Annotated in this window: 22 protein-coding genes, 2 pseudogenes, 1 riboswitch and 2 other annotated features; of the genes and pseudogenes, 4 read left to right on the top strand and 20 right to left on the bottom strand. The window is 34.1% G+C overall.

All coding sequences use genetic code 11. From position 1 onward, the window contains the following. Nucleotides 1-4: 4 nt before the first annotated feature. From HW423_RS02770 to HW423_RS02755, 4 genes are all read right to left on the bottom strand, one after another. Nucleotides 5-559: an ECF-type riboflavin transporter substrate-binding protein gene (locus tag HW423_RS02770; RefSeq protein ID WP_218930424.1), complete on the bottom strand. Its 555-nt coding sequence runs from the start codon at nt 557-559 to the stop codon at nt 5-7. Nucleotides 560-563: 4 nt separating this feature from the next. Continuing rightward, on the bottom strand, nt 564-1415 hold the full coding sequence (locus HW423_RS02765; RefSeq protein ID WP_218930423.1) for an SAM hydrolase/SAM-dependent halogenase family protein: 852 nt from the start codon (nt 1413-1415) through the stop codon (nt 564-566). 66 nt (nt 1416-1481) lie between these two features. Continuing rightward, nucleotides 1482-1731 (bottom strand) — a binding site (T-box leader). A 127-nt stretch (nt 1732-1858) separates the two neighbouring features. Further along, nucleotides 1859-2254, bottom strand: coding sequence for a hypothetical protein (locus HW423_RS02760; protein ID WP_218930422.1), 396 nt, complete (start codon nt 2252-2254; stop codon nt 1859-1861). Between the two features lie 20 nt (nt 2255-2274). Then, the gene (locus HW423_RS02755) at nt 2275-2637 is read right to left on the bottom strand and encodes a Spx/MgsR family RNA polymerase-binding regulatory protein (protein WP_218930421.1); all 363 of its coding nucleotides are present in this window, start codon (nt 2635-2637) and stop codon (nt 2275-2277) included. A 592-nt stretch (nt 2638-3229) separates the two neighbouring features. On the opposite strand from HW423_RS02755, the gene HW423_RS02750 reads away from it, so the two are divergent. Then, nucleotides 3230-4039 (top strand): MBL fold metallo-hydrolase, encoded by an 810-nt coding sequence (locus tag HW423_RS02750; protein ID WP_218930420.1) that lies wholly within the window; start codon nt 3230-3232, stop codon nt 4037-4039. 170 nt (nt 4040-4209) lie between these two features. Here the strand turns inward: HW423_RS02750 and HW423_RS02745 are convergent, their stop codons facing one another. The 9 genes from HW423_RS02745 to HW423_RS02705 form a co-directional block, all read right to left on the bottom strand. Next, a complete protein-coding gene (locus HW423_RS02745; protein ID WP_218930419.1) occupies nt 4210-4974 on the bottom strand; it encodes an SDR family oxidoreductase in 765 nt (254 codons plus the stop codon). Between the two features lie 4 nt (nt 4975-4978). Next, nucleotides 4979-5935, bottom strand: a complete 957-nt coding sequence (locus HW423_RS02740) for an ABC transporter substrate-binding protein (protein WP_218930418.1) — start codon at nt 5933-5935, stop codon at nt 4979-4981. After that, the gene (locus tag HW423_RS02735; protein WP_218930417.1) at nt 5922-6683 is read right to left on the bottom strand and encodes an ABC transporter permease; all 762 of its coding nucleotides are present in this window, start codon (nt 6681-6683) and stop codon (nt 5922-5924) included. The genes HW423_RS02740 and HW423_RS02735 overlap by 14 nt, the downstream gene beginning before the upstream one ends. Next, complete coding sequence (locus tag HW423_RS02730; protein WP_218930416.1) at nt 6676-7419, bottom strand: ABC transporter ATP-binding protein; 744 nt, start codon at nt 7417-7419, stop codon at nt 6676-6678. Before HW423_RS02730 ends, HW423_RS02735 begins: the two co-directional genes overlap by 8 nt. Nucleotides 7420-7432: 13 nt before the next feature. Beyond that, nucleotides 7433-8854: an acyl-CoA reductase gene (locus HW423_RS02725; protein WP_218930415.1), complete on the bottom strand. Its 1422-nt coding sequence runs from the start codon at nt 8852-8854 to the stop codon at nt 7433-7435. Next, nucleotides 8841-9890: a LuxE/PaaK family acyltransferase gene (locus HW423_RS02720; RefSeq protein ID WP_218930414.1), complete on the bottom strand. Its 1050-nt coding sequence runs from the start codon at nt 9888-9890 to the stop codon at nt 8841-8843. Before HW423_RS02720 ends, HW423_RS02725 begins: the two co-directional genes overlap by 14 nt. 85 nt (nt 9891-9975) lie before the next feature. Then, nucleotides 9976-10086: riboswitch (TPP riboswitch) on the bottom strand. 1214 nt (nt 10087-11300) lie between these two features. After that, nucleotides 11301-11381 carry a DUF3744 domain-containing protein gene (locus HW423_RS11520; protein WP_218930497.1) on the bottom strand — a complete coding sequence of 27 codons (81 nt, stop codon included), beginning with the start codon at nt 11379-11381 and terminating at the stop codon, nt 11301-11303. A gap of 831 nt (nt 11382-12212) precedes the next feature. Beyond that, complete coding sequence (locus HW423_RS02710) at nt 12213-13091, bottom strand: MetQ/NlpA family ABC transporter substrate-binding protein (RefSeq protein WP_218930413.1); 879 nt, start codon at nt 13089-13091, stop codon at nt 12213-12215. A 45-nt stretch (nt 13092-13136) separates the two neighbouring features. Further along, nucleotides 13137-13395, bottom strand: a binding site (T-box leader). A gap of 185 nt (nt 13396-13580) precedes the next feature. Further along, nucleotides 13581-13952, bottom strand: a complete 372-nt coding sequence (locus HW423_RS02705; protein ID WP_218930412.1) for a hypothetical protein — start codon at nt 13950-13952, stop codon at nt 13581-13583. 305 nt (nt 13953-14257) lie between these two features. Here HW423_RS02705 and HW423_RS11515 point away from each other — a divergent pair. Beyond that, a pseudogene (locus HW423_RS11515) lies at nt 14258-14302 on the top strand (hypothetical protein); the annotation flags it as partial. Next, nucleotides 14298-14843, top strand: coding sequence for an MBL fold metallo-hydrolase (locus HW423_RS02695; protein WP_235956255.1), 546 nt, complete (start codon nt 14298-14300; stop codon nt 14841-14843). The pseudogene HW423_RS11515 and the gene HW423_RS02695, both read left to right, overlap by 5 nt. Before the next feature lie 390 nt (nt 14844-15233). Here the strand turns inward: HW423_RS02695 and HW423_RS02690 are convergent, their stop codons facing one another. Continuing rightward, nucleotides 15234-15416, bottom strand: coding sequence for a recombinase family protein (locus tag HW423_RS02690; protein ID WP_328803114.1), 183 nt, complete (start codon nt 15414-15416; stop codon nt 15234-15236). A 704-nt stretch (nt 15417-16120) separates the two neighbouring features. Next, nucleotides 16121-16714: an RluA family pseudouridine synthase gene (locus tag HW423_RS02685; protein ID WP_218930408.1), complete on the bottom strand. Its 594-nt coding sequence runs from the start codon at nt 16712-16714 to the stop codon at nt 16121-16123. A 264-nt stretch (nt 16715-16978) separates the two neighbouring features. Between HW423_RS02685 and HW423_RS02680 the strand changes: the two genes are divergently transcribed. Then, nucleotides 16979-17392, top strand: a complete 414-nt coding sequence (locus tag HW423_RS02680; protein WP_218930407.1) for an OsmC family protein — start codon at nt 16979-16981, stop codon at nt 17390-17392. A 45-nt stretch (nt 17393-17437) separates the two neighbouring features. Here the strand turns inward: HW423_RS02680 and HW423_RS02675 are convergent. The 5 genes and pseudogenes from HW423_RS02675 to HW423_RS02655 all read right to left on the bottom strand — a co-directional run bounded on the left by HW423_RS02675 (nt 17438) and on the right by HW423_RS02655 (nt 22443). Beyond that, a pseudogene (locus HW423_RS02675) lies at nt 17438-18113 on the bottom strand (metal-dependent hydrolase). 562 nt (nt 18114-18675) lie between these two features. Next, a complete protein-coding gene (locus HW423_RS02670) occupies nt 18676-19608 on the bottom strand; it encodes an FAD:protein FMN transferase (RefSeq protein ID WP_235956254.1) in 933 nt (310 codons plus the stop codon). A gap of 78 nt (nt 19609-19686) precedes the next feature. After that, nucleotides 19687-20934, bottom strand: coding sequence for an NAD(P)H-dependent oxidoreductase (locus tag HW423_RS02665; RefSeq protein ID WP_218930406.1), 1248 nt, complete (start codon nt 20932-20934; stop codon nt 19687-19689). A gap of 18 nt (nt 20935-20952) precedes the next feature. Next, nucleotides 20953-21558 carry an NADPH-dependent FMN reductase gene (locus tag HW423_RS02660; protein WP_218930405.1) on the bottom strand — a complete coding sequence of 202 codons (606 nt, stop codon included), beginning with the start codon at nt 21556-21558 and terminating at the stop codon, nt 20953-20955. An 18-nt stretch (nt 21559-21576) separates the two neighbouring features. Next, complete coding sequence (locus tag HW423_RS02655; RefSeq protein ID WP_408014879.1) at nt 21577-22443, bottom strand: helix-turn-helix domain-containing protein; 867 nt, start codon at nt 22441-22443, stop codon at nt 21577-21579. Nucleotides 22444-22564: the final 121 nt, after the last annotated feature.

Raw genomic sequence — 22564 nt, 5'->3', positions numbered from 1 at the left:
AAAATTACTCTTTCGTTAAACTTCCACTTTTAGTTCGAGTTTTTGTATAAGCTGTAATCAGTAACGTCCCTAATACTCCGACGGCAATTGAGTTTATAGCAGCTGATACAAATCCTTGGACAAACACTTTATTAGCAGGTTCTGAATAAATTAGAATATCTAGAAGTGGTGCAATAATTCCCCATGCAAGGACATTAGTAATAACTTGTCCGATATTAAAAGTAATCATATCTTTTTTTGTAAATTCACCTGAATGAATATTTAAGCGTTTAGAAATCAATCCATAACCAAAACCAGTTACTCCTGAAGAAAGCACCCAACTCCACCATAAACCATAAGTAAGTAAATCTTTGATTGCATGTCCAATTAAACCAATTAATAAACCCGCTACTGGTCCGTAAATGACAGACATTAAAGCTAAAAATGGATATGTCGTTTCAATACTTGTGTTTGGAACGCCAGTTGGAATTGAAAGAAAACGCCCAAGAATGAAAAAGACTGCTGCTCCAATACCAACGGCTACAAGTTTAATTATAGATGAATTATTGTTATTATTCATAAATCTATTCTCCTTTTACTTTTTTAATTTGAATTAACCAGTCATTCCCTGTCCCGATATTATATGTTTGAGAGAAGTTCTGTTGGTTAATTGCTATACCTAAACGAATTAATGAGTTAATATATCCAACTGTCTCCCCAACAGCAACATCAGCAAAGCTGTGTCCAAATAATAATTGGTTATCGTATTTTTTAATATCATCATGATAAATTTGAACACTAATTTTGTCACCTGTTTGAATTCCAGCTTCTTCAACGAGTTCTAATGGAATATTTGTCCATAAAGATCCAAAGCGAACATCTAAAATGTCAATGACACCGTGAATAACACCATCACGTAATTCAGGTTCTGTGATCTCTAATGTCTTAACGGAATCAACACTCACTTCTTTAGATAAATTATCATAATATGATTCATTATCCGCAATCATTGCACCATTATAAACATAAACATCACGCCCATGGAATGTATGACTTTTCTCAGAATGTGGTAGACGATCAACTTCTTCATTAATTTCTTTAACACTTTCTAAACCAACAAATTTTGCAACATGTGATAATGATCCATTATCTGGAGTGACAATGTATTGTCCAGCAGTTGTTTTTGCAACGACACTTCTTCTGCTACTACCAACACCTGGATCTACTACAGACACAAAAACAGTTTTTGCTGGCCAATATGCTACTGTTTGTAACAATCTATATGATGCATCATTAATATTATAAGGTTCAATTTCATGTGTTAAATTACTAATTGTAACTTCTGGAGCAACGGTGTATGCCACACCTAGCATGGCTGAAACTGCACCATCCACTAATCCAAAATCTGTCTGTAATACTAAATGTTTATTATTCATTTTGTCCTCCATCATGTAAGATATATTTAAATTTCTTCATTAAAAAAACCCTGCGTAAAAAAATTACGCAAGGACGAGAATATATATTCACGTGGTACCACCTTCATTTACAAGAGCGATGAACTCATTGTCTTATTCAGTAAACAAGGTATTCATTTACTGTAACACTGTAACGGGTGCCTACGTATACCTCTCAAGTCCTACTCTCAATATATCCACTCAAAGACCATATTCTATCTATCCTAATTACCTTTTTTCAGCTACAAGGCTCTCTATAAATTATGAATAAATATACTTTTCTTATCAAGGTGTTTAATATTCTCATTGTTTTTTCATGATATAATTTAAGGTTAATATAACAGCAAATTTTATTAATGTCAACGTTATTTGAAACATGTCCATCCCTACGATATTGATGTTCGTGTCGTCTCAGGATTACGCGATTATAAAATCTTTCGATTTCGAATAAAGTATAATAGCGTTTCAATCATTAGAAATGGCAAAGTATATAAGAATAAGTAAGCTGAGAAAGATTCTAAGAAACTATCGGAGAAAATAAAGAGGACAATTGATAATAAAAGCAAACCTAAGATGATAGAAAGCGTTACGATCAACTTTTGGCTAAAACGAGTTAATCTATTAACGGCATAGACAATGAATTGAAATATAGCCGTATTTATAAGAGTTGAAAAAATTGCTGTGAAAGGAATCATTGGAATCAACTCAATGATCGAATTCGAAGAATCGATCGCTCTTATTCCCTCAATGACAGCATACTGTCCAAGACCTGTGAATATTAAACGGAATATAAATTGTTTTAAGATAGATGTTGTTGTCATAGGCACCTCTTATGTTTGACTTATTGATCTAACCAAGCTGCTTTCAATACACTTTCCTTTGCGCCATTCGTTAGTGTCTTACCATCTGTAATTAAAGGGCGTTTTATTAACATACCGTTTTTCGAAAGTAAATCAATAATTTCCGATTCATTCATTGTGTCCAACTTATCTTTTAAACCCATTTCCCGGTACAGATTTCCAGACGTATTAATTATTTTGCGAACTTGACCATTCGCTGATACAATTGCTTTTTGAATGACTTGTTTACTAGGTGGATTATCACGAATATCGATAATATCATCCACACTGACACCTTTATCTTCTAAATATTTCTTTGCTTTTTGCGTAGTTGTACAATGACCTAAACCATAAATTGTTAACATAAAAAACTCCTTAATTAAATATTTCGTTTGTTACCATTTCTGTTGCCCTTGTTCAGTTTTAAGACAATTATCAGCATTTCTAACAATAGTAAAGGTAAAGACAAGATTGCGTATAATGTGATGATATATATTAAATTAAGGGTTGAAACAAGCAACAGTAAGTATAATACATAAGTAATGATTGCAATTATTATGAATGGAATGATACTTTATATTCATTTAAACCGAGTGTGCCATATTACGTTGATTTTCAGCACTTTTATTACCCAATTTGAAATCGTCCTATCTGGAATCGCAAATAGTATCAGAAGAAATAGATAACCAGCTGCTTCTTGTCCAGGAAACTGCATCTGTAGCGTAATTAATAAAATTTGACCAATTCCTTTTATTTATTAGCGAGTTTACAATCGTCTTAACCAATTTTCTGGCATCGCTACTCTCCTCCTCTTTAACTTTTAGTTGATAATATTCAAGGTTATTATGATTTAATATAAACAAGATAATTGAAAACTCTTTTTACTTAGTTTATATTAGCATATGTGAATTTACAAATCCTATCTATATATTACAAGTTTCAAAGGAAGGAATTAATATGGAATTATTTAAAGTAGAACCGGTAATTCCGGGAATTACTCGAATCAAGATGCCTTATGTGTGTTCCTATATCGTCAAAGGATCAGATCGAGCTGTTTTAATCGATACTGGTTTTGGTTATGGAGACTTAAGGTCCGTTGTAGATGAATTAATTGACCTACCTTATGATGTTATCTGTAGTCACGGTCATCCCGATCATGCTGGCGGTAATGGACAATATGATACTGTATATTTACCAGAAGGTGAATTTGAGTTAGTAAAGCACGGATCAAAGATTGAAACAAGACACTTAACTATGAATAATGTGTTGCGTCGCTTTAACAAATCGTTCCCTAAAGAGAATTTCTTACCGCAAGGTGACGTGAAATACATCTCATATAATGAAAAGGATATATTTGATTTAGGTGGCGTAACAATCCGCCCTGTCCACTTGCCAGGTCATACAAAGGGAATCATGGGTTTTATCATCCCCGAATTAGAAGTCGCAATGCTTGGTGATGCTTGTGCGAATCCAACATTATTAAATTTAGATTCTAGTGCTTCAATTCAAGAATATCGTGATGCTTTAGTGAAATTAAGTAAATTACAGAACAACTTTAAAGTTGTTTTAACTCAGCACAATTCGTTTTCAGAACCGATTGACGTCGTTAAAGATAACTTGTATTGGGCTGAACGCATCTTATTAAATTCAGATGATCGCTTAGCTGTTAGAATGTCAGGTAAAGAGTCTTTTGTCGCTAGAAACCGAAACATCTTTCATTACAGAGGGAATGCCGGGAATTTAGTCTATACTTCTCAAAGTCTATAATAGATGTTAAAAAATCCACAGTTAACTTGATGATAGACAATTTAATGTAGCGCCTCCCTAAATCCGAACATGGATTTAGGGGGGCACTACATTATCTTATTAATAATATAAAAGTAATTAGGTTATTTTGGCAATATGCTTTTACAATAAGATTCTACAATCCTGATATTTTATCTCATAACTAAACCACCATCAACATACAGTGTCTGACCTGTCATAAAGCCGCTCCAATCAGAAGCTAAAAATAAAACTGGTCCCACAATATCTTCAGGTGTTGCAATTCTTCCCAGTGGAGTAGCATCTGCTAACATTTCTTTTTGTTCTTCTTTGGTTGATTTAGTTGCTGCGGTTGGATAAACTAGCCCGGGTGCAACAGCATTCATACGAATACCTATACTACCTAGATCTTTTGCCATACTTCTTGTGTAACCAATGATTGCTGCTTTAGCCGTTATATAATCCTGATATGGTATAACTGGATGTTCCACTAAATTGGAACTAATATTGATAATACTTCCCTTCCCATAGTTTGTCATGTTTGGCAACACTTTTTGCACCAATAAGTGCGCAGCTTTCAATCCTCCTTGTAATTGTATCTCATAATCTTGCCACTCCATTTCCCATGCCTTTTTTCGATTTTCTGCATCAAATATATAGGGTGCAAATACATTATTAACCAACACATCGATTCTTCCAAATGTCAGTAGCGTCTCTTCTACCAACTGATTCACACCTTCTTCTGTGGTTACATCTGCTTTAATAGCTATTGCCTGGCCACCTAATTTTTCACATGCTCTTGCTACTTCTTCGGCCGATTCCTTGCTATGATTATAATTAACAACCACATAAGCACCCTGACTTGCGAAGCCTTTAGCCAAGGTGGCACCAATTCCACGACTTGAACCACTAACGATAACCACTTTACCTTCCAGCATATTTTCACTCCTCAATTACTTCAATGTACTGGCTCATTTCTAATTTTTTTGGAATGAGACCTAATTCAAAATACGTATCGGCACCTTCTTGTATGATATCAATATCCACTTTACCTATCTGACCATTCTCATCTAAACTCGCAGTATTTCTTAAATTGATAATTTCTCGGTTAATTTCTGGATCACGCCCATCGATGGCTAACTCTACGGCTAATTCTGCTGCTCTATCTGGATTTTCAATCATCCACTGGGTACTTTTTTTATAGGCGAGAATGAAATCTCTTAAAAGCGCTTCTTTTTCTTCGAAGGTTGATCGTTTTACTACAAAAAAATCACTCGGTATATTCAAAGAGTCTCGCACTTCAAAAATATTTGGAGCACTTAAACCCGCCCTTATGGCCGGAACTAAGGCTGTATCGGTTGCGGCTGTTGCATCCACTTGTCCCTGAATCAACGGTGAAAAATTAGCAATACCTACATCTAATAATTCTACATCTGATTCTGATAAACCTGCCTGATGCAATAATACTAATAAATTTTGATATGTTCCACTTGACCGACTATATATACCAATGTTTTTTCCTTTCAAATCTTTTGGAGATTGAATCTGATCATCCATCGTAACTACATTAAAAACATTTTGTGGATATACCGTATATAAAATAACTAAATCTTCGCCATTAGCGAGAGCACTATAAACTGCACCAGGATCGGTGAATGCGATATCAGCTTGGCCTGTTAACATATTTTTTAACGCATCTTGTCCGCCATTTCCCGGAATAATCGACAAGTCTATACCAGCTTCTTTAAAGAATCCATGTTCCTCTTCTGCCAATAAATTCGTCTGTTCAACAATTAATTGACTCCAATTGGCTATCGTCAATGAATTCGTCGTTTGAAAACTGCAAGCACTTAACACAGTTATAAAAATTAACACTAGCCCTTTTTTAATTTTTCTCATTTCTATTCTCCTTGCTATACCATAATTGATTTTCCAAAATATTAACTAATCCATATAGTATACAGCCTAATACTGCTAATAGAATCAGAACAGCAAACATTAAAGTTGTATCCATCATTCCTTGTGATGCAATAATCAATGCACCTAGCCCTTTTTTTGCGCCGATAAACTCCCCCACTAAAGCACCTACTAGCGAGAGAACTACTGCAACACGAAGTCCTTGAACAATCGTAGGCAAACCAGCTGGAAGCTTTAGATACCATAATGTTTGCCATCGCGAGGCATTCATCAAGCGAAACAAAGTTAATTGATCTGAGTTAACATGTTGAATCGCACTGGCAGTTGCTTCTAGTAATGGAAAAAAGCAAATCAAAGCAGTAATAACAATTTTCGACATCATACCATATCCAAACCACAACATGAATAATGGAGCCAAAGCGATTTTAGGAATAGCTTGTGAAATGACGATATACACAGAGAATACATTTTTCAAAAACGGGCTTTCCCCGATGATGATTCCTAGTAATACTCCTAAAAATCCACCCATTAGTAATCCAATGATTAGTTCAACGACTGTAGTCAATATATGAGAGAGAAAATAGCCATCGAGAATCCCTTTCCAAAGGACGGTAAAAACAGTAAGTGGGCGTGGTAAAATCAGCTCAGATACCTGTCGAGCACTCAATTCCCAGATGAATAATAAAAACACACCCATTAACAGTGATAGTAGCGAAGCTCTCTTATTCATGTTCCACCCCCAACAAGTGACGAATATTTATACAATATTCTCTAAATTTTTGAGTATCTCGGCGATTTATCTCTGTCTCTTCCCAAGATGGAGATTTTTTTTGAGAACTTATTTCACCCTGACTAATCACCCCAATTTGATCTGCCAAAAAAGCAGCTTCAGTTACATCATGGGTAACAAAAAGCATCGCGATCTTTTCTCTTTTATTTAATCTCAATAATTCATTTTGTAACTCCTCTCTCGTTATGATATCCAAAGCAGCGAATGGTTCGTCTAGAAATAGAAGTGTGGGTTTCTTAATTAGTGCTCTTGCTATCGCTACTCGACTTTTTTGTCCGCCAGATAAGGTAGATGGTATTCGCTCCGCAAATTCTGAGATTTGAAGAATCTCTAATAATACTTCTGCATAATTAATATCTTCTGTCGTAATTTCGCGTTGTAATTGAATCGGCAGCAATACATTATCTAAAACTGTCTTCCAATTGAGTAAAGTAGCCTCTTGAAACACAAAGCCAATCTTATTCGATGGCTTTGTAACTATATGTCCTTGATGGTAAACTTTTCCTTTCGTTGGATTTTTTAGCCCTGCTGCTAACTCTAGTAAAGTTGACTTACCACTCCCACTACGACCCAACCAGCAATGAATCTCACCCGTTGGTAGCTGCCAATCAATTCCTTTCAATGCAAAATTTTTGTCTTTATACTGATAAGAGACTTTTTGTAGTTCTAATTCCATGATATGTCCACCTCTAATCCATGTAGTCATTGAATAATTCTGAAGAACAAACAACCGAAGGGTCGATATCGACCATCCGAACCTGTTCTTTCAGAAATGAATAACCATCCTGATGCCAACCGGCATGTAACTGTACCATATTTTCCAAGCTAGTTACGCGCGTAATGCCTAAAGCACCCCAATCGGAAGCAATTTCAAATAATTCATCAGTCGGCGCAGCGATTCCTACTGTTTGAAGAAATTGCGATTTGTCACGAATGATTGCTGCTAAACTTTTCCAATGATCAATAGCAATAACTTGTACCACCCGTGACAAGGGAGTTGGTTCAAGCAAAGGCTTCTCACTGTAGCTTACTATCCAGGAGCGATCCTCAGGAACAATTACTTTACAATGATCGTCCCACATTTTTGATTCATAAAATTGTGAGCGATCATATGCTTCTTCAATTGATAAATTTCTTAAAGGATAACGATTCTGATAAGATTGAAGTTTTCCTGCTAATAGTAATGCCCATTCATGTGGACTTGTTTGTCCATTCTTTTCTACGAAAAAGAGTTGGGGAGAATAACATCCTTGCTGATCGTAGTAGATCACTGACTTTGCAGCTTGTTTAGCCAAGTTTTCTGCTTTTTGCTTATCTAAAACTAGCTTGTGTAGAAAACCAAAACTTAATTTATTACCAAAACCAATGAAATGTGTATTGTGGCCTATTTGTTGCTGCAGTTTGGATATAGTCCGATTACTACCATATCCAACTACTACTTCAGCTTCATTCAATAACATCTTTTCACGACGGGTATCTCCCCCCTTCCAAGAAACAATCGCAAGACTATCTGCTAACCGAGGCTCAATTTCAACCAATAGTTGACAGAAAACACCAATAAATAAAGGTTCGCTACTAGAAACTTTTCCAATCACTTTTCCTTTAACTAATAGACTTCCTACTAAACTCCAAAGAGGCAGAACTGGTACATTCCCCGCCCAAATATGTGCCGTTAATTTTGGTCCAACAGCCTTGGTAAATCCCCCATGAGAACTTGCTATAAATTGATCAAGTATTAGAGGATTTTCAAAATTCACAGATAACCAACGCATCAATTCATGTTCTCTAAAAGTCTTCAATGAATGAGTCAGACTTAATCGAATCGTTTCATGATTAAAGCCAGTAATTAGTGGCAGAAGTTTTTCTAGTTTACGACGTAAAGGATGTTTTCGATCTAATAACACCGCGACCGCCTTAGTAATTGCTGTGATAATTTCATTTGTAGTCAAGTGATTTCCTACCGTTTTCATTCGCTGTGATAAAATTTTCAATTGATCTTCATCAGGATGTGGCACTGAAATTGATACATCCTGAAAATCAATCTGTCGATTCTTAATCTTTAAATCTTTTGCCATCGGTGGTAAATAACCACTTTTTTCAATTTGAACCATTTTGATACTCCTCTATCCATTGTTGAGCAGATAATGAACAACCTCGTGATTCAATCAATGGTTGCCTTCCTACTAATTCAAAGCCACCCTCTCTTTCAATAGCTAAGTCCCCTGTTTGAATAGCTGGTACAGAGTTGATATTGGCTAAATCAACATGTACTAATAAGCCAATTTCTCCTTTTGGAACTTCTTGCTCAGTGATTGGATCAATAATTTTAAAGCGAATCCAATGTGGTCCTCGCTTTATATTTTTTCCATCCAATTCAATCTTCGAATAGTATTGCGAAGATAATTCTGTCATACCATACATATTTACTATTTTTGTCTTGACTTTAAACCTATCTTTTAATAATTTATAGAATTCATTTTCTGAATAAGACCTTGAGAAATTCTTAAATCCTCCTGTATCAAAAATTAAGCTATCCTCATGCAAATGAATCGATTTTTTTTTGTCTTCTAAGCTATCAAGTAAATGAACATAATTGTAACTCGCACCCAAAATCATTACGGGCGTATGCTCATGTTTTTGAGTCCATTCAATCAACTTTTCTAACTCTAAACCATCTTTTGACACAAAATGTGCGGAATCTTTTGTTCCATCAGCTTTTAATAGCGATAAATAATGGCTTAATGAAGAGTGAGGCATATTTTTTTCATCTGGAAATAAGATTGCCATGGGAAATTTTTTTGCACTTACAAAATTTTTAAAACTTTCCTTTGCTGATAGATCATAGACGTCTAGATCACGGTGATAATGCTTTCCTTTATTGCCACTGGTAGTTCCACTCGTCATAAAAACATATGAGCATTCCTCTTCAGGTGTTACACTTAAAAAGCTGGACTTAAATGCCTCTGTCGATACACTTGGAATGTCCTTCCAATGTCTAACTTGCTTAAGACCGATCCCTTTTTTACGACAATATTGTTGATAGGCCAGATTATTTTGGTAAAGATATCTGAATAATTGTATGGCTATTTCATCGAAACTTTTACACTCTTCTGGATTACAAATAAATTCTTGAATGATTGTTTTCATATCTTCTCTTTCTCCTTAATATTGACACAAAAAAGCACCCTAGACTGATTCTAGGGTGCACATACGCATTATTATTTACTGTTCTTCATAATCGTTATATGTTCCCTACGCTAGTGTCAACTAGATCAGGTTCTAAGGGTCATTATCTTCACGGATAATATCTCAACCAGCAATACTGGTCCCCCTACATGGAATCGCTATTTAATTGTATTATCATTTGTTCTCGCTTAAGAATAAGCTAAAGTTTTCTGCTTGTCAAGAAATATTGAGTAACCTGGTATGTAAACTTACTTCTACTTGTAATCGTTTATTGGTTGATAACATATAACATGACTTTGACAAAACCTGAATGTACGTACCTTTAAAAGTAAAAAATAACAACAGGCATTTCATTAAAGGATTGAATGTAATGTAAAAATCATTTCGTTACTTAGATGAAGTGTCAATGAGTATTAAAAAACTATAATAAATACTAAATTATTAAAGCCAACGTTTATGGTCGCTAACTCATGCTTTCTAAACGGGATATGAAAAATAAAATGATGTTTTATTTTCTAGCTTTTCTCACTTTTAAATGGTTTCCCTTTATCATGCGGTTTTGCATCTGTTCAATGATATATTGCCCTCATAACAACCAGATCAATGGACCATCGATCAAATAATACAAGAGCAATTTGTGTTCGTAGAACTCCATAGAGTATCTCTTTATGCAGACTAACGCCCTCATTATTTACATAATCTTCAGTGAGTTTAACAACGACTCTCTATGTAAAACAAGAATATCATCACTATCTTCCTTTAGTACATGAACAAAGTATACCTTACAATTCCATTGTTTACCTTCTGATATCCTCCGTTAAAATGTATCAATTGATTGTTGTGATCCATCAACTGGAAGTAAAATGTATTGGTACTCAATTATCATAAGTTTCACTCATTATGGAACTGTAAGCGCATCTAATCTTTCTACTTTAATTAGATACCATAAATGGGATTATGCACGTTCCTAACTCTACAGCTAAAAAAAAAGGACGGTCACAAGTAGTAACCATCCGCTGCTAAATTAAATGGATTAAAAACCATCCTTTATTGGCAAATAACAAGGATAACTCAACTAATGTTTTACAATTATAATGCATAGTTATCCGCAATAATTCGGTCAGCATCAGGTATAATAAAACCAATCATCTTGCTAAAGTTGCCTTAGCAACCCATTAGATCCTATAATACTAATATAATTGGTCTATCATTTTCTGTGTCATAGTTAAAGTATACTTGTTCCACTTGTAGTATATGGTTGTCATGCGGCGTTTTTACAAATTCAATAAAGGAATTTGCCCACTATTCCATCCGTTGAATGTCTAATTTGGATACATCTACTTGCTTCAACGTTCCGAGTGTAACATATGATTACATATACACGCCAGCATACTTCTTAGCAGTTAGATATAAAGGTTCTCTAATACCAGTCTCAGTAAATAGGTTACTTATTTACTAACTCAGTGAGGGCGGATCAGAGGTAAGTCTTCCTTCAGCTATAACTAAGATGTGATCAACATCTGTAAGCAACGGTATTCAACAATAATCGTTATATAGTGATGTTCTTGACACAGACAATTGATAAGTTTTATAGTCTTCACCCCTGCTTCAGGATCTACTACAGAGACAAATACTGTCTAAGCTGGCCAATAAGTCACTTTTTGTAATAGACAATATGACGCATTATTAATATGATACAGTTCGTTCTCAAGCGTAAGATGACTAATTGTAACTACGGGTGCAACAATATAGGTTACACTTTGCATAATAAAATTTATAAGATTATATGGATTCTTAAATCATTCAATATACTCAGTTTTTTTAATCAACATAGTAAATTGATTCACTATAACGGGTAATACCGAATGTATCTATCAATTTTACTCAACGCATCCATTCAAAGGCCATCTACGTTAATTGCTTACATTCGCGTATTCATTATCGAAGCATCTTGTGACTCGAAGGTTCGCACATTGCTTTGAGAAATTTGCTTATTTAAAATTTCAATACGTATAAAGTATGAAATAATTACGAAAAAATCAAAAATAAAGTAAGTGGAAGACTGATGTTAATTTTCCACGGATTATGCGAATTTATTTAATATAAAGGACATTAACGAGTAAAAAGGCTAAAGAATGATTAACTAACGCGTTCCATCAAAAGTTTAGACAAATCAAATAACTTTTTGACGTCCATTATTTTTAATTTCTCTCATATAACAAAAAATACTAGTATCAACGGACACTAGTATTTTTTGTTATATTAATGTTCAAGTAATTACTCTTAATCTTGAGTTTGAATTTTTTGAGCCTCTTTTACGATATCCCAAGCTGGTATGCTTCCGCCTTGTGTAATTTCTTCAATCTTTGCTGCAACATCATCTTGTTGAAATAGCTCCACAACTTTTAAATAAAGTGGGTTGTCCGAATCTTCGGAACGTGCTGCGATATTATTAACGCGGTCAATATTGATGGTCTCTGGCGTATCGCCAAATACATAGATAGCATCTGATGGTACAAAATTAGTACCACCTAAGAAAGAATTGTCAATAAAAGCTGCATCTACATCTAATACAGCAGCAGGAATTTGAGCGCCATCTAATTCAATCAATTCTAAGTTTTTAGGATTATCAGCAATATTTGAAGGTGTGGGTAGTAATTCTTCACTATTATCTAAAGTAATTAATCCTGCACGCACTAATGTTTGGATATTATAGCCTAAGCTTGTTGGAGCAGCGTTCACTGCGATTTTTGCACCTTCAGGTAATTCATCTAAAGAATTGTATTTTTCAGAATATATTCTTGTAGGTACAGCGTAAGTATAGCCAATTGTAACAATATCACCGTTATTTTCTTGATTCCAATTGTTTAAAAATACATCATGTTGGAAGGAGTTTAAATCAATCGATCCATCTCGGAGAGCTTCATTAGGAATATTATAATCCGTTAATAGAACAACTTCGATTTCTATACCTTCTTCTTCCAACGCTTTTTCAGCTACAAATTGCCAAATTTCTTCATACTCCGTCCCAACAACACCAACAGAAACAGTCTCCCCTTCAAATTTGCGCTCCTCAGCAGATACTTGTAAAGATGCCGTTGAACCAAATAATACGCTACTTAATAACCCAACCAAAGTTAATTTCTTTAACCATTTGTTCATATCTATTTCTCCTTCTTTTTTTATAACAAAATTAAACCCCCTTCCGAAAAGGACGAGAGTTTACTTCGTGTTACCACCTTAATTTATTATTTCATCGCTGAAATAACCTTATTCAATACACGTTTTCATTGATATAACGTATACTGAAGCACGTTTAACGGATGCGTCCGTTCTTTCTTATTGCGTTAACATTCAGAAAGACCACTCTGTGACCATTTTCAACTAATTTCTACTTACTCATTCCCACCATCTAAGAGCTCTCTTTATAGTTAAATTAGTTTACTTTCCACTTCAATGTGTTTATTTTAATGAAATTATAATATAATATCTTTTTATTTTTGTCAATTAGAACATAAATTTCATTACAAAAACTAATCTGTATCCTTTAATTCTTTTCCCATACAGTTTCCAGTTCCTTTTTCACTCCTCCAGTTGTTGCAATTTTTACATCTGTAATAAGAGATCGTTTTATTAACATACTGACTCTATCTACTCTTTTAATTGAGTCCAATTTCGTATTATATAGAATAGCATTTCAAGTAATAATAATGGTAGCGACAATACAAAGACAAAAATCAAAAGAAAGAATAAATCAAAAATGTTCAAGTTTGTTATGACAATAACAGTGATAAATAGACCAAAGATAATTATAAAGGGGTATGCTATTTTTAAAGCAAATGAATCTGATTCATTCATTAACTGAAAAATCCATTTCTTTAAGATGAGATTTATTATTGTTCCCACGGGGGCTGACATTAAAATTAAGAGTAAGAAATAAGCAATGGCCTCTTGACCTGGAATCAACATCCATAAATAAATTAAGCTAACTTGACCAACCGCGGTTAACAATAAACGGAGCATTACACTCCATAATTTAGGCTGATGTATTAACAAATGATTCACGTCCTTATTAGATTAGATATTTATTACGTGGCATGCCCTTTACTAATTACATTTTCTCATGTTTTCCAGAATTTTTAAAAGAATATGTTACAATATTCTTTAGTTCACTTCTCTTTAATCCAAGATTATAATGGATATTAAATAATCAAGTAAAGGAGTGCATTATAAAGATATTTGAAAGCGAACAAATTAACGACGCCATAATCCGTATTAAAATGCCTTAAGTCTGTGCTTATGTTTTCAAGGGGTGTGACAGAGCCGTTTTGATTGATACAGGTTTTGGGGATGGGGATTTGAGGCAATATGTTGATAACTTACTTGATATGTCCTATGATGTCATCTGCACACATGGTCATCCAGATCATGCGAAAGCAAGGCCTATCGTTCTCAACGGAGCACTTTATTGCTCAAAAAGAAATGAATTATCATTCTTATAAAGACTACGATGTGTTTAACTTAGGGGGAGTCACTATCATTCCCACACACTTACCAGGTCAAACTTCGGGGATTATCGGGTTCCTTATTCCTGAACTTAGGACCGCAATTCTCGGTGCCGCTTGTGCCAATCCAACAATTATGAATCAAGATTCAAGTGGAACCGTCGAATCATACCGAGAAGGTTTATTTAATTTAAATCAACACCGTTCTGAATTCAATTCAGTTTTAACGCCACATTCGAACTTTGGTGAGCCCTCTCTTTTAGTAGACCATAATTTATATTGGACAGAGCTAATCTTATTAAACAAAGACGATGGTTTTAGAATTCGTTTAGGCGGTAAAGAGTCTTTTGTCTCTCGAAATAAAAGGTTTTTCCACCAACAAGGCTACTCAGGTAACATTATCTATTGACTAGACAATATTCAAAATAAATAAATAAAGCGTTACTTACCCTAATGAGGGGGTAAGTAACGCTTTATTATTGGGACAAATTAAATGTTGTCCAAGGTTCTAATTGTGGTGGATTTGATTGAATTTTTATCAATTCTTGTAACGTAGGATGTGGAATTTCCATTTCATAAGCCGATATGAATTATATATTCAAATGTAGTTTTAAAATCATAGTTCTAAATAGGAATTATTGTTTAAAGGATTACGCGATAAAGGACTATAAATCCTGGTTTCTTTTGAATCATCAATCAACTCAATGTCGATTTTATTCAATTGACATTGATACTCTTATATTTCGAAACCATTTCGCATGAGACAACTTTTATTCAAAGTGACAATCTTGCTGATTTCTTACTGGTTAATTATTTTCAAGAGATTTAATAAGCCTTTTCGCTGATAGTTAAGTTCGCCACCAACTTCTGAAATGATTTCAGAAATATAATCAAGAGCTTGCATATATTCTTCAACAAGCTTAACTTGCGACCTTATTTCAGTCATTTGTGTCGAAGTGCTAACTCTACAATAACCAGTAATAAGTTTACCATCGTTATTGATAGTCTCGGTAGATAATCCTTTAATTGCTCCGAGTAATTATAGCGAGTTCCTGCATTAGTTATATGATGGGGAATCAACTCGCCATTTTGCTACAACCGTCTTAAAATATATGGAGTCACCCCTGTTTTTTTAAAAAACTTTCCGATAGACAATAATTCTATATTTTAAATTCCCTTCTATATATTATATTGATTATATCAGAGAGGATTCCTACTATAAATGGATTTTATATTTTTTTGATTTTTTTCGTGTTCATATTAAAGCGCAACCTTTAATACAGTCTTTCTCTTGCGAGTAGACTTCTATATGTTTCCATATAGCGCAGACTATTTCTTCTACCACATGGGTAGCCACATTTTTCTTCCGCCATTTGCTTGCGGCTTTACTCTCCCTCAAGGAGATAGTCGTTGAACGTCCCTCATATTCATTCATGAACTTAGAGTTTTCGCTGCTAAACAACCATTTAATTTATCCTTAGCGCTACTTATTTACATATTGTCCTATAATAAGTAGTTTTTATTTCAGCTTAGATTATCCTTATTATTTTTTCTGCTTTCGCACCTTGACGTTTATTTTTTAAAATTCCGCTTTGGTCATAAGGCTTTAGGTATTCTTAGCAATTAAAGTGGAGTACGCACCAATTACTTGATACGCAGGGTATTATAATTGAAATGTAGTCAATCTCACAATATTAATGTTACCCATAAAGCAATTTGGCTGTGAGGCTTTATTCGATGATCTCCATATTTTTGATCACCATATAAAGGTGAGCCAATTGCTTGAAACTGCACCCGAATCTGATGTGATCGGCCAGTATGCAATTGAACTCGTACTAATGACATACCGTGCTGATAAGCTAAAACTTCATAACTCAAGTAAGCCTTTTTGGCCTGGTTATGATTTTTATCAACAGTGTAAACTTGATTCGTTTTACGATTCTTCCAGAGGTAATGTGTCAATGTCCCCTTCGTCCTAGGCAACTTCCCCATTACTACGGCTAGATAATATCTTTTCAAGTCATGTTTTCTTAAGGTATTCGATAATCTGGATCCCGCTTTTGATGTCTTGGCAAATACCATCGCACCCCCGACAGGTCGATCAAGTCGATGCACTAGTCCTAAGTAAACATTACCTGGCTTCTTATCTCTGACTTTTATAAATTGCTTTAGATGATTGAATACATCTAAATCTTTACTACTATCTTCTTGTACAGGAACATTAACCGGCTTCTCAATAACTAAAAGATGGTTATCTTCGTACAAAATTGGCACATTCATAATAGCCTCCTATAAATATAATGTATCTATCCTAACATGGAAAAATAAAAAGGCAATAGGATGCTGTTTAAATAATATAAGTATTATTTTTATAATTGCTTATGTTAAACAAAATGAATCTATTGTGTATGGTCATTAGATATCCCTCTTTTATTTAAAGCGATAATCTCTTTCATTAGTATGAACTAAATTCTGTGATATAATTTAAACTATCAAAGAATTCATTTATCACCTAATTATTTTCAATGAAAGAAGGAATACATCATGGCAGAGAAAGAGACAAAAGCAAAAGTAATTGATCGTTATATTGTGCAAGCTGATATCGAAGGTTTTTCATATACTATGGATTATACTGATCGAATGCCTGAATTTACTAGTCAGGGCACTTCCCCAACTGGACTATTACTAGTTTCTTTATCTGGGTGTCATTTGATGACAGCAGTATCATACTTGAATATGAAAAAGATAGAATTTTCACAATTAACTGCTCATGTGGCAGGTGATTTTATTGATGAGAACAAAGAGTGGCGATTAGATGCATCTGTTGAACTTGTAACTGATGCTATATTGAATGAGGATCAATTAGCTGGGTTAGAACGTTTTATTCACCGCCATTGTAAAGTTTCAAGTATTTTAAGCAAAGGCAATAATATCAACTTAAATATTAAATTAGTATAAAAAATAGAAGTGGATAGATTACCTATCTCACTTCTGTTTTTTACTTTATAACTCAATCGTCTCACCAATTTCTGGAACATAACCCACCCCATCAGCTAATAATTTGGTAAATTGTGCCGGATCTTGTTCAATTATTGGGAAAGTTTTATAATGAATTGGTACAACTTTCTTTGCCATTAACCATTTGGCTGCATCTTCTGGTCCCATCGTAAAATTATCACCAATTGGAATAAATGCTAAATCAATGTCATTGAACTCGCCAATTAATTTCATATCTGAATATAAGGCTGTGTCACCAATGTGATAAAATGTTTGCTCATCAGCTGTTATCAAAATCCCAGTGGCTAAGCCAAGTGTAAAAGGCTTTCCATCTATTTCAATTGATGATCCATGGATAGCTGGTGTTAACTTAACTCGGCCAAAGTCAAAGTCATGATCACTACCAGGTTGCATACCGTGTAAATTCGCTAAACCTAATGAATTTAAATAGCCAACAATTTCAACAGTGGTTACAACCAATGCGCCAGTTCTTTTAGCGATAGCCATTGTATCTCCAATGTGATCCGAATGTCCATGGGCCACTAATATAACGTCTGCTTCCACCGTATTCGCATCTAAATCAGTCAATCTAATTCCACTAATAAAAGGGATCAATTAATATTTTTATGCCATCTTGAGTCTCTATACTAACCACAGCATGTCCGTGAAATTTTGCTTTCATAAGAATTGGTACCTCCTCAAAAATAAGTCATGTAATCGCTCCATACTATTTAGTTATATGATCTCATAGAAACGATTCAATCAATACACTTGTTAGACTTACTCATCTTTTCAAATTAAAATGCTAAATTAACCAATTCCTGTTTCAAAAAACAATCTGCAAATCGAAAATATAATTGAGTAATCCAACTTTCAGAATGACCTTTTGAACAAATTTTAAATCTTCACCACTGAACATCTATATCACACCAATGGGATCTTTGAACATGACGAATAATTCTGATCATTCTACGGGGCTTAAAGGCATTTCTACTTCTTCAAAACTAAGTGCATCGCTAAAACTAAAAGAATCATCGACACCCGTGTCTAAATCCATAATCATCTTCATTGTCATCTCATTTACCTCCACCGTCATTTATTTTTATCTTATCAAAAGTATAGTTGACTCATCCAATGATAGTTAGTTATCGTTACGTTTAAACACTCTTCAAAATAAAATGTTCGCATTCATAATTATTTCAAAATTCAAAAACAGCTCCTACTTGAGAGTAAGAGCTGTATACTTAGTCTACTTTTATAAAATCATTCACTAATCCATGCGTGATTAAAATTTCGCTTTCTTTTGTAATAACAACTGCTTCTACATCTTGTATTTGATTTATTTGTTTTATAATATCATGCGCTTCGGCTTTATAATACATCGTTGTATATAGTTCCCCTGTTAAAGATTCTTTAGAGACTATTGTTAAACTTGCGATATTATTTTTGACTGGATAACCTGTCTTACTATCAAATATATGATGATATTCTTCGCCATTATAGACAAATGTTCGCTCATAAATACCTGAAGTAACAACCGATTTATCTTTAACATTCAATAATCCAGCTAAATTATTCCGTGTCATGAAAGGATTTTGAACCCCGACTCGCCATAACGTGTCTGGATTTATTGGATGACTTCCTAGTAATAAGACATTGCCGCCTAAGTCAATGATCCCCTTTTTAACGCCTGCTTTTTTCAAGAAGTGTTTGATTTGATCAGCAAAAAATCCTTTAGCTAATGCACCTAAGTCAATTTCCATCCCTTTTCTTTCTAAATAAACTCTTTGTTTCTCGTCATTTAACTGAATCAAATTAGGGTCTATGAGTGTTAAGCGTTCGTCTATTTCGGCTTGAGTTGGAACTTTCGCATCAGAAAAACCAATCTTCCAAAGTTTGATTAAGGGGCCAATCGCAATATTCAATGTATTCGATGAATCTACACTATAGGCTTTGCCTATCTTAATGAGTTCAAATATATCAGGGTCAACAGCAACAGCTTCGATGCCAGCGGATTGATTAACCTTCATCAATAAACTGTTCGCATCATTCGCGCTAAAACGTTTTTCGTAATCTAACAACCGTTTTTTAGCTTCATTTAACAAATAGTGAGAAAATTCATGTTCGATTTGTAAATTAATCGTTGTACCCATTGCTTTAAAAGTAATACTTTCCATACTTAAAACCCCTTAAATCATTATTTAGCCAAAAAAGTTCGAAGATTTACCTCCGAACTTCTACTAAATTATATCATATTAATGTGAAGATGCACCTGATACTGTATCCACTTCTGGTTCTGCTGCATTACTTTGTGATGCACCTGAAACTGTATCAGCTTCTTTATTATCGCTTTGTGAAGCGCCTGATACTGTATCTTTTCCTCCTACTAATTCTTGACCTGTTTGTTGTAAGTACCAATCAACTGTTGGTTTAATATCCATAATATATTCATTAATTCCCATGTAATTACCTTCATCATCACGTATTGCTTGATAATTGTGAACCACAAATTTATCTGGCCCATGTGTTGGTACGTGAATACGGACAATATCTTGTTTTCCTGAACGTAATTGTGAGATAACCCATTTCACATTTTTGTGTGTATGGTCTGGGTGACATGCACCAAGAGGGTTTCCTGGTTGTTCTGGATAACGTTTGGCAAACATTTCTTCTGGTGGTAGAACGCTGTTGTAGTATAAGAATTGGTTGTTACTATCAGCAAACGTTAATTCCATTGGCATTGATCTTAAGAATTGATCAATTTGGTTTACTGTCAGGATACCTCTATTAAGTTTGACATAGTCATTTCCAGTAGCAGGGTTTACTTTTTCAGCTGCTTGTTCTACCCAGTCTGGAGCCGTCATCTCTACATCTTCAATTGTTGTGTCAATCTTTCCATTAGCAAATAAATCTTCTTCGATTGGTTTCACCACTTCAGTTGCTCCCCCTTTACCTTCTAAATCTGAAACAACTTTAATAAATCGGATGAATTTTTCTAAGCAAGTTGCTAAGAAGTTTATTGTTCCTTGATCTTTTAAATTATTCTCTTCGTCAAATGCTTCTTTCACATTCCCTAATAAGAACTCATTCCCTGGTAGTACAATCGCATTGACACCTGGTGAGTCTAATATTTGTCTTAATGAAAGTTGAGCACGTGAAGATCCTTGTGAAAAGTATGATGCACCAACAATCATGACAGGTTTATTTTCTAATGGGTGAATTTTAAATGATAGCCACTCAATTAAGCTTTTTAAAGCTGCTGGAATAGTATGATTATGTTCTGGTGTTGCGATAATCACACCATCAGACGCTTCAATTCTTTTAGCGATATCTTGAATAACGGGTGATTGAGTTTGGTCATCACTTTGATTAAATAATGGCACTTGATCAATCTCAACAATATCTAAATCAATTAATTTATTAAAATGTTTTTGGATAAACTGTAATAATAAACGGTTGTACGATCCAACAGCATTTGATCCAACGATTCCTACTAATTTCATATTATCTTATCTCCTTTATTAATCTTCCCAAGTATAATTATCTGCTTCTCTAACATTAACAGCATGTGCTTCCATTAATTGCCCAGTAATCTCAACGAAAGTTAAGAAATCTGTGAATAAGCCCTCAAGTAATTCAATTTTTTCTTTTGAAATTAATTGTCCTTGTTCATCAAATGCTTGTAATGAATGATCTAATAAGTATTCTGAACTTGGCATAATTCTAGCTTTTAATTCAGGTGAATCCAGGATTTGACGGGCATGCATTTGAGCACGTGATGAGCCTAATGTTCCATATGATGCACCTACAACCATAACAGGCTTATCTACGAATGGATGCGTTTTAAATGATAACCAACTTAAAGCATTCATTAATGCAGCAGGTACCGAATGATCATATTCAGGTGTACTAATGATAACTCCATCAGCTTGTTCAACTTTATCTGATAACTCTTTAACACTCTCTGGTAATTCGATACTTTTATCTTTGACAAACATTGGTAATTCTTTAATCTCAACTAATTCAATATCGGCTTTATCTGAAAAATGTTTTTCCATATATTGTAGTAACTTACGGTTAGTTGAATTATTTGAGTTTGTCCCAACAATTCCTAATAATTTCTTCATTTAAATATCCCCTCTTATTTAATATTCATTTTTTATATATTTTTCCATTGCATCAAGTTCTCTTAAGGCAATTTTATTTCGATTAATTTTTGAATAGGCCCGGGCGTCATAAATTAAAGCTAAAATTGTATCTTTAGACGCTTTTATGGTAATCGCATTTTTTGCTAACTGGATTGCCGCCCTTGCAAGATAATATGTCACATGGTTATCTGAGCAAATAGAAACGGCATGTTCAGCTAATGCATTACTAATATCTATCTCATCGATATGTGCATAAAACTTACTGCATTCAAATACGATATGTAAGACACGCCAAACTTCTTCCATGCGATTGGTCGGAAAATCATAAATCCGATCTAAGACTTTCGCAAAGTAAAACTCCGCTTTTTCTAACTCGTCTAATTTCTTAAAGATAATACCACTGCCTGTATAAGCAAGTAATTTATATAATTCATTCTCGTTGATATGATTATCAAGTAATATCTGATCCAACTCATACAACGTATCAATAGTAGAATGCTCATTATAAATCATCACAAATGCCTTTAAATAATGATATCGCATGGTTAATTCTGAGTTATCAATCAGGTTTAAATCAATCTTTTCCAGCAAATTACCCACTTTCTCATACTCACTCAAGATGAGAGAGAATTCGGCTTCTTCCATTAACTCTTTTAACTTAGAATGTTTTACACCGACTTTAGGAAATAATTCACTAAGGGGTAATTCTAACCGGTTGCATAATTTAATTAATATTTTTAAACTGGGCACTTGACCGTGGTTTTCAAAACGACTTAAAGTTGCTTGGGTGCAGATACCTTCAGCAAGATCACTTTGAACTAAGCCCTTTTGTTTTCGTACTTCGATAAATCTTTCTATGTTTATGATATCACCCCTTAAACCGATTTCTACACATTGTGATTATATTCACTATTGAATAATTTTATTATACATATAACGAATATTAATATCAAGTATTTATATAAAGTTTCATATAATTATTATT

The organism is Ruoffia halotolerans, assembly GCF_014049385.1.
GTDB lineage: Bacteria > Bacillota > Bacilli > Lactobacillales > Aerococcaceae > Ruoffia > Ruoffia halotolerans.
This window is presented reverse-complemented; position numbering and strand designations above follow the sequence as displayed.

What these genes read in the sequence shown, in the direction of transcription:
- HW423_RS02770 (WP_218930424.1), bottom strand. Translation starts at nt 559, where the DNA reads ATGAATAATAACAATAATTCATCTATAATTAAACTTGTAGCCGTTGGT.
- HW423_RS02765 (WP_218930423.1), bottom strand. Translation starts at nt 1,415, where the DNA reads ATGAATAATAAACATTTAGTATTACAGACAGATTTTGGATTAGTGGAT.
- HW423_RS02760 (WP_218930422.1), bottom strand. Translation starts at nt 2,254, where the DNA reads ATGACAACAACATCTATCTTAAAACAATTTATATTCCGTTTAATATTC.
- HW423_RS02755 (WP_218930421.1), bottom strand. Translation starts at nt 2,637, where the DNA reads ATGTTAACAATTTATGGTTTAGGTCATTGTACAACTACGCAAAAAGCA.
- HW423_RS02750 (WP_218930420.1), top strand. Translation starts at nt 3,230, where the DNA reads ATGGAATTATTTAAAGTAGAACCGGTAATTCCGGGAATTACTCGAATC.
- HW423_RS02745 (WP_218930419.1), bottom strand. Translation starts at nt 4,974, where the DNA reads ATGCTGGAAGGTAAAGTGGTTATCGTTAGTGGTTCAAGTCGTGGAATT.
- HW423_RS02740 (WP_218930418.1), bottom strand. Translation starts at nt 5,935, where the DNA reads ATGAGAAAAATTAAAAAAGGGCTAGTGTTAATTTTTATAACTGTGTTA.
- HW423_RS02735 (WP_218930417.1), bottom strand. Translation starts at nt 6,683, where the DNA reads ATGAATAAGAGAGCTTCGCTACTATCACTGTTAATGGGTGTGTTTTTA.
- HW423_RS02730 (WP_218930416.1), bottom strand. Translation starts at nt 7,419, where the DNA reads ATGGAATTAGAACTACAAAAAGTCTCTTATCAGTATAAAGACAAAAAT.
- HW423_RS02725 (WP_218930415.1), bottom strand. Translation starts at nt 8,854, where the DNA reads ATGGTTCAAATTGAAAAAAGTGGTTATTTACCACCGATGGCAAAAGAT.
- HW423_RS02720 (WP_218930414.1), bottom strand. Translation starts at nt 9,890, where the DNA reads ATGAAAACAATCATTCAAGAATTTATTTGTAATCCAGAAGAGTGTAAA.
- HW423_RS02710 (WP_218930413.1), bottom strand. Translation starts at nt 13,091, where the DNA reads ATGAACAAATGGTTAAAGAAATTAACTTTGGTTGGGTTATTAAGTAGC.
- HW423_RS02705 (WP_218930412.1), bottom strand. Translation starts at nt 13,952, where the DNA reads ATGCTCCGTTTATTGTTAACCGCGGTTGGTCAAGTTAGCTTAATTTAT.
- HW423_RS02695 (WP_235956255.1), top strand. Translation starts at nt 14,298, where the DNA reads ATGTTGATAACTTACTTGATATGTCCTATGATGTCATCTGCACACATG.
- HW423_RS02685 (WP_218930408.1), bottom strand. Translation starts at nt 16,714, where the DNA reads ATGAATGTGCCAATTTTGTACGAAGATAACCATCTTTTAGTTATTGAG.
- HW423_RS02680 (WP_218930407.1), top strand. Translation starts at nt 16,979, where the DNA reads ATGGCAGAGAAAGAGACAAAAGCAAAAGTAATTGATCGTTATATTGTG.
- HW423_RS02670 (WP_235956254.1), bottom strand. Translation starts at nt 19,608, where the DNA reads ATGGAAAGTATTACTTTTAAAGCAATGGGTACAACGATTAATTTACAA.
- HW423_RS02665 (WP_218930406.1), bottom strand. Translation starts at nt 20,934, where the DNA reads ATGAAATTAGTAGGAATCGTTGGATCAAATGCTGTTGGATCGTACAAC.
- HW423_RS02660 (WP_218930405.1), bottom strand. Translation starts at nt 21,558, where the DNA reads ATGAAGAAATTATTAGGAATTGTTGGGACAAACTCAAATAATTCAACT.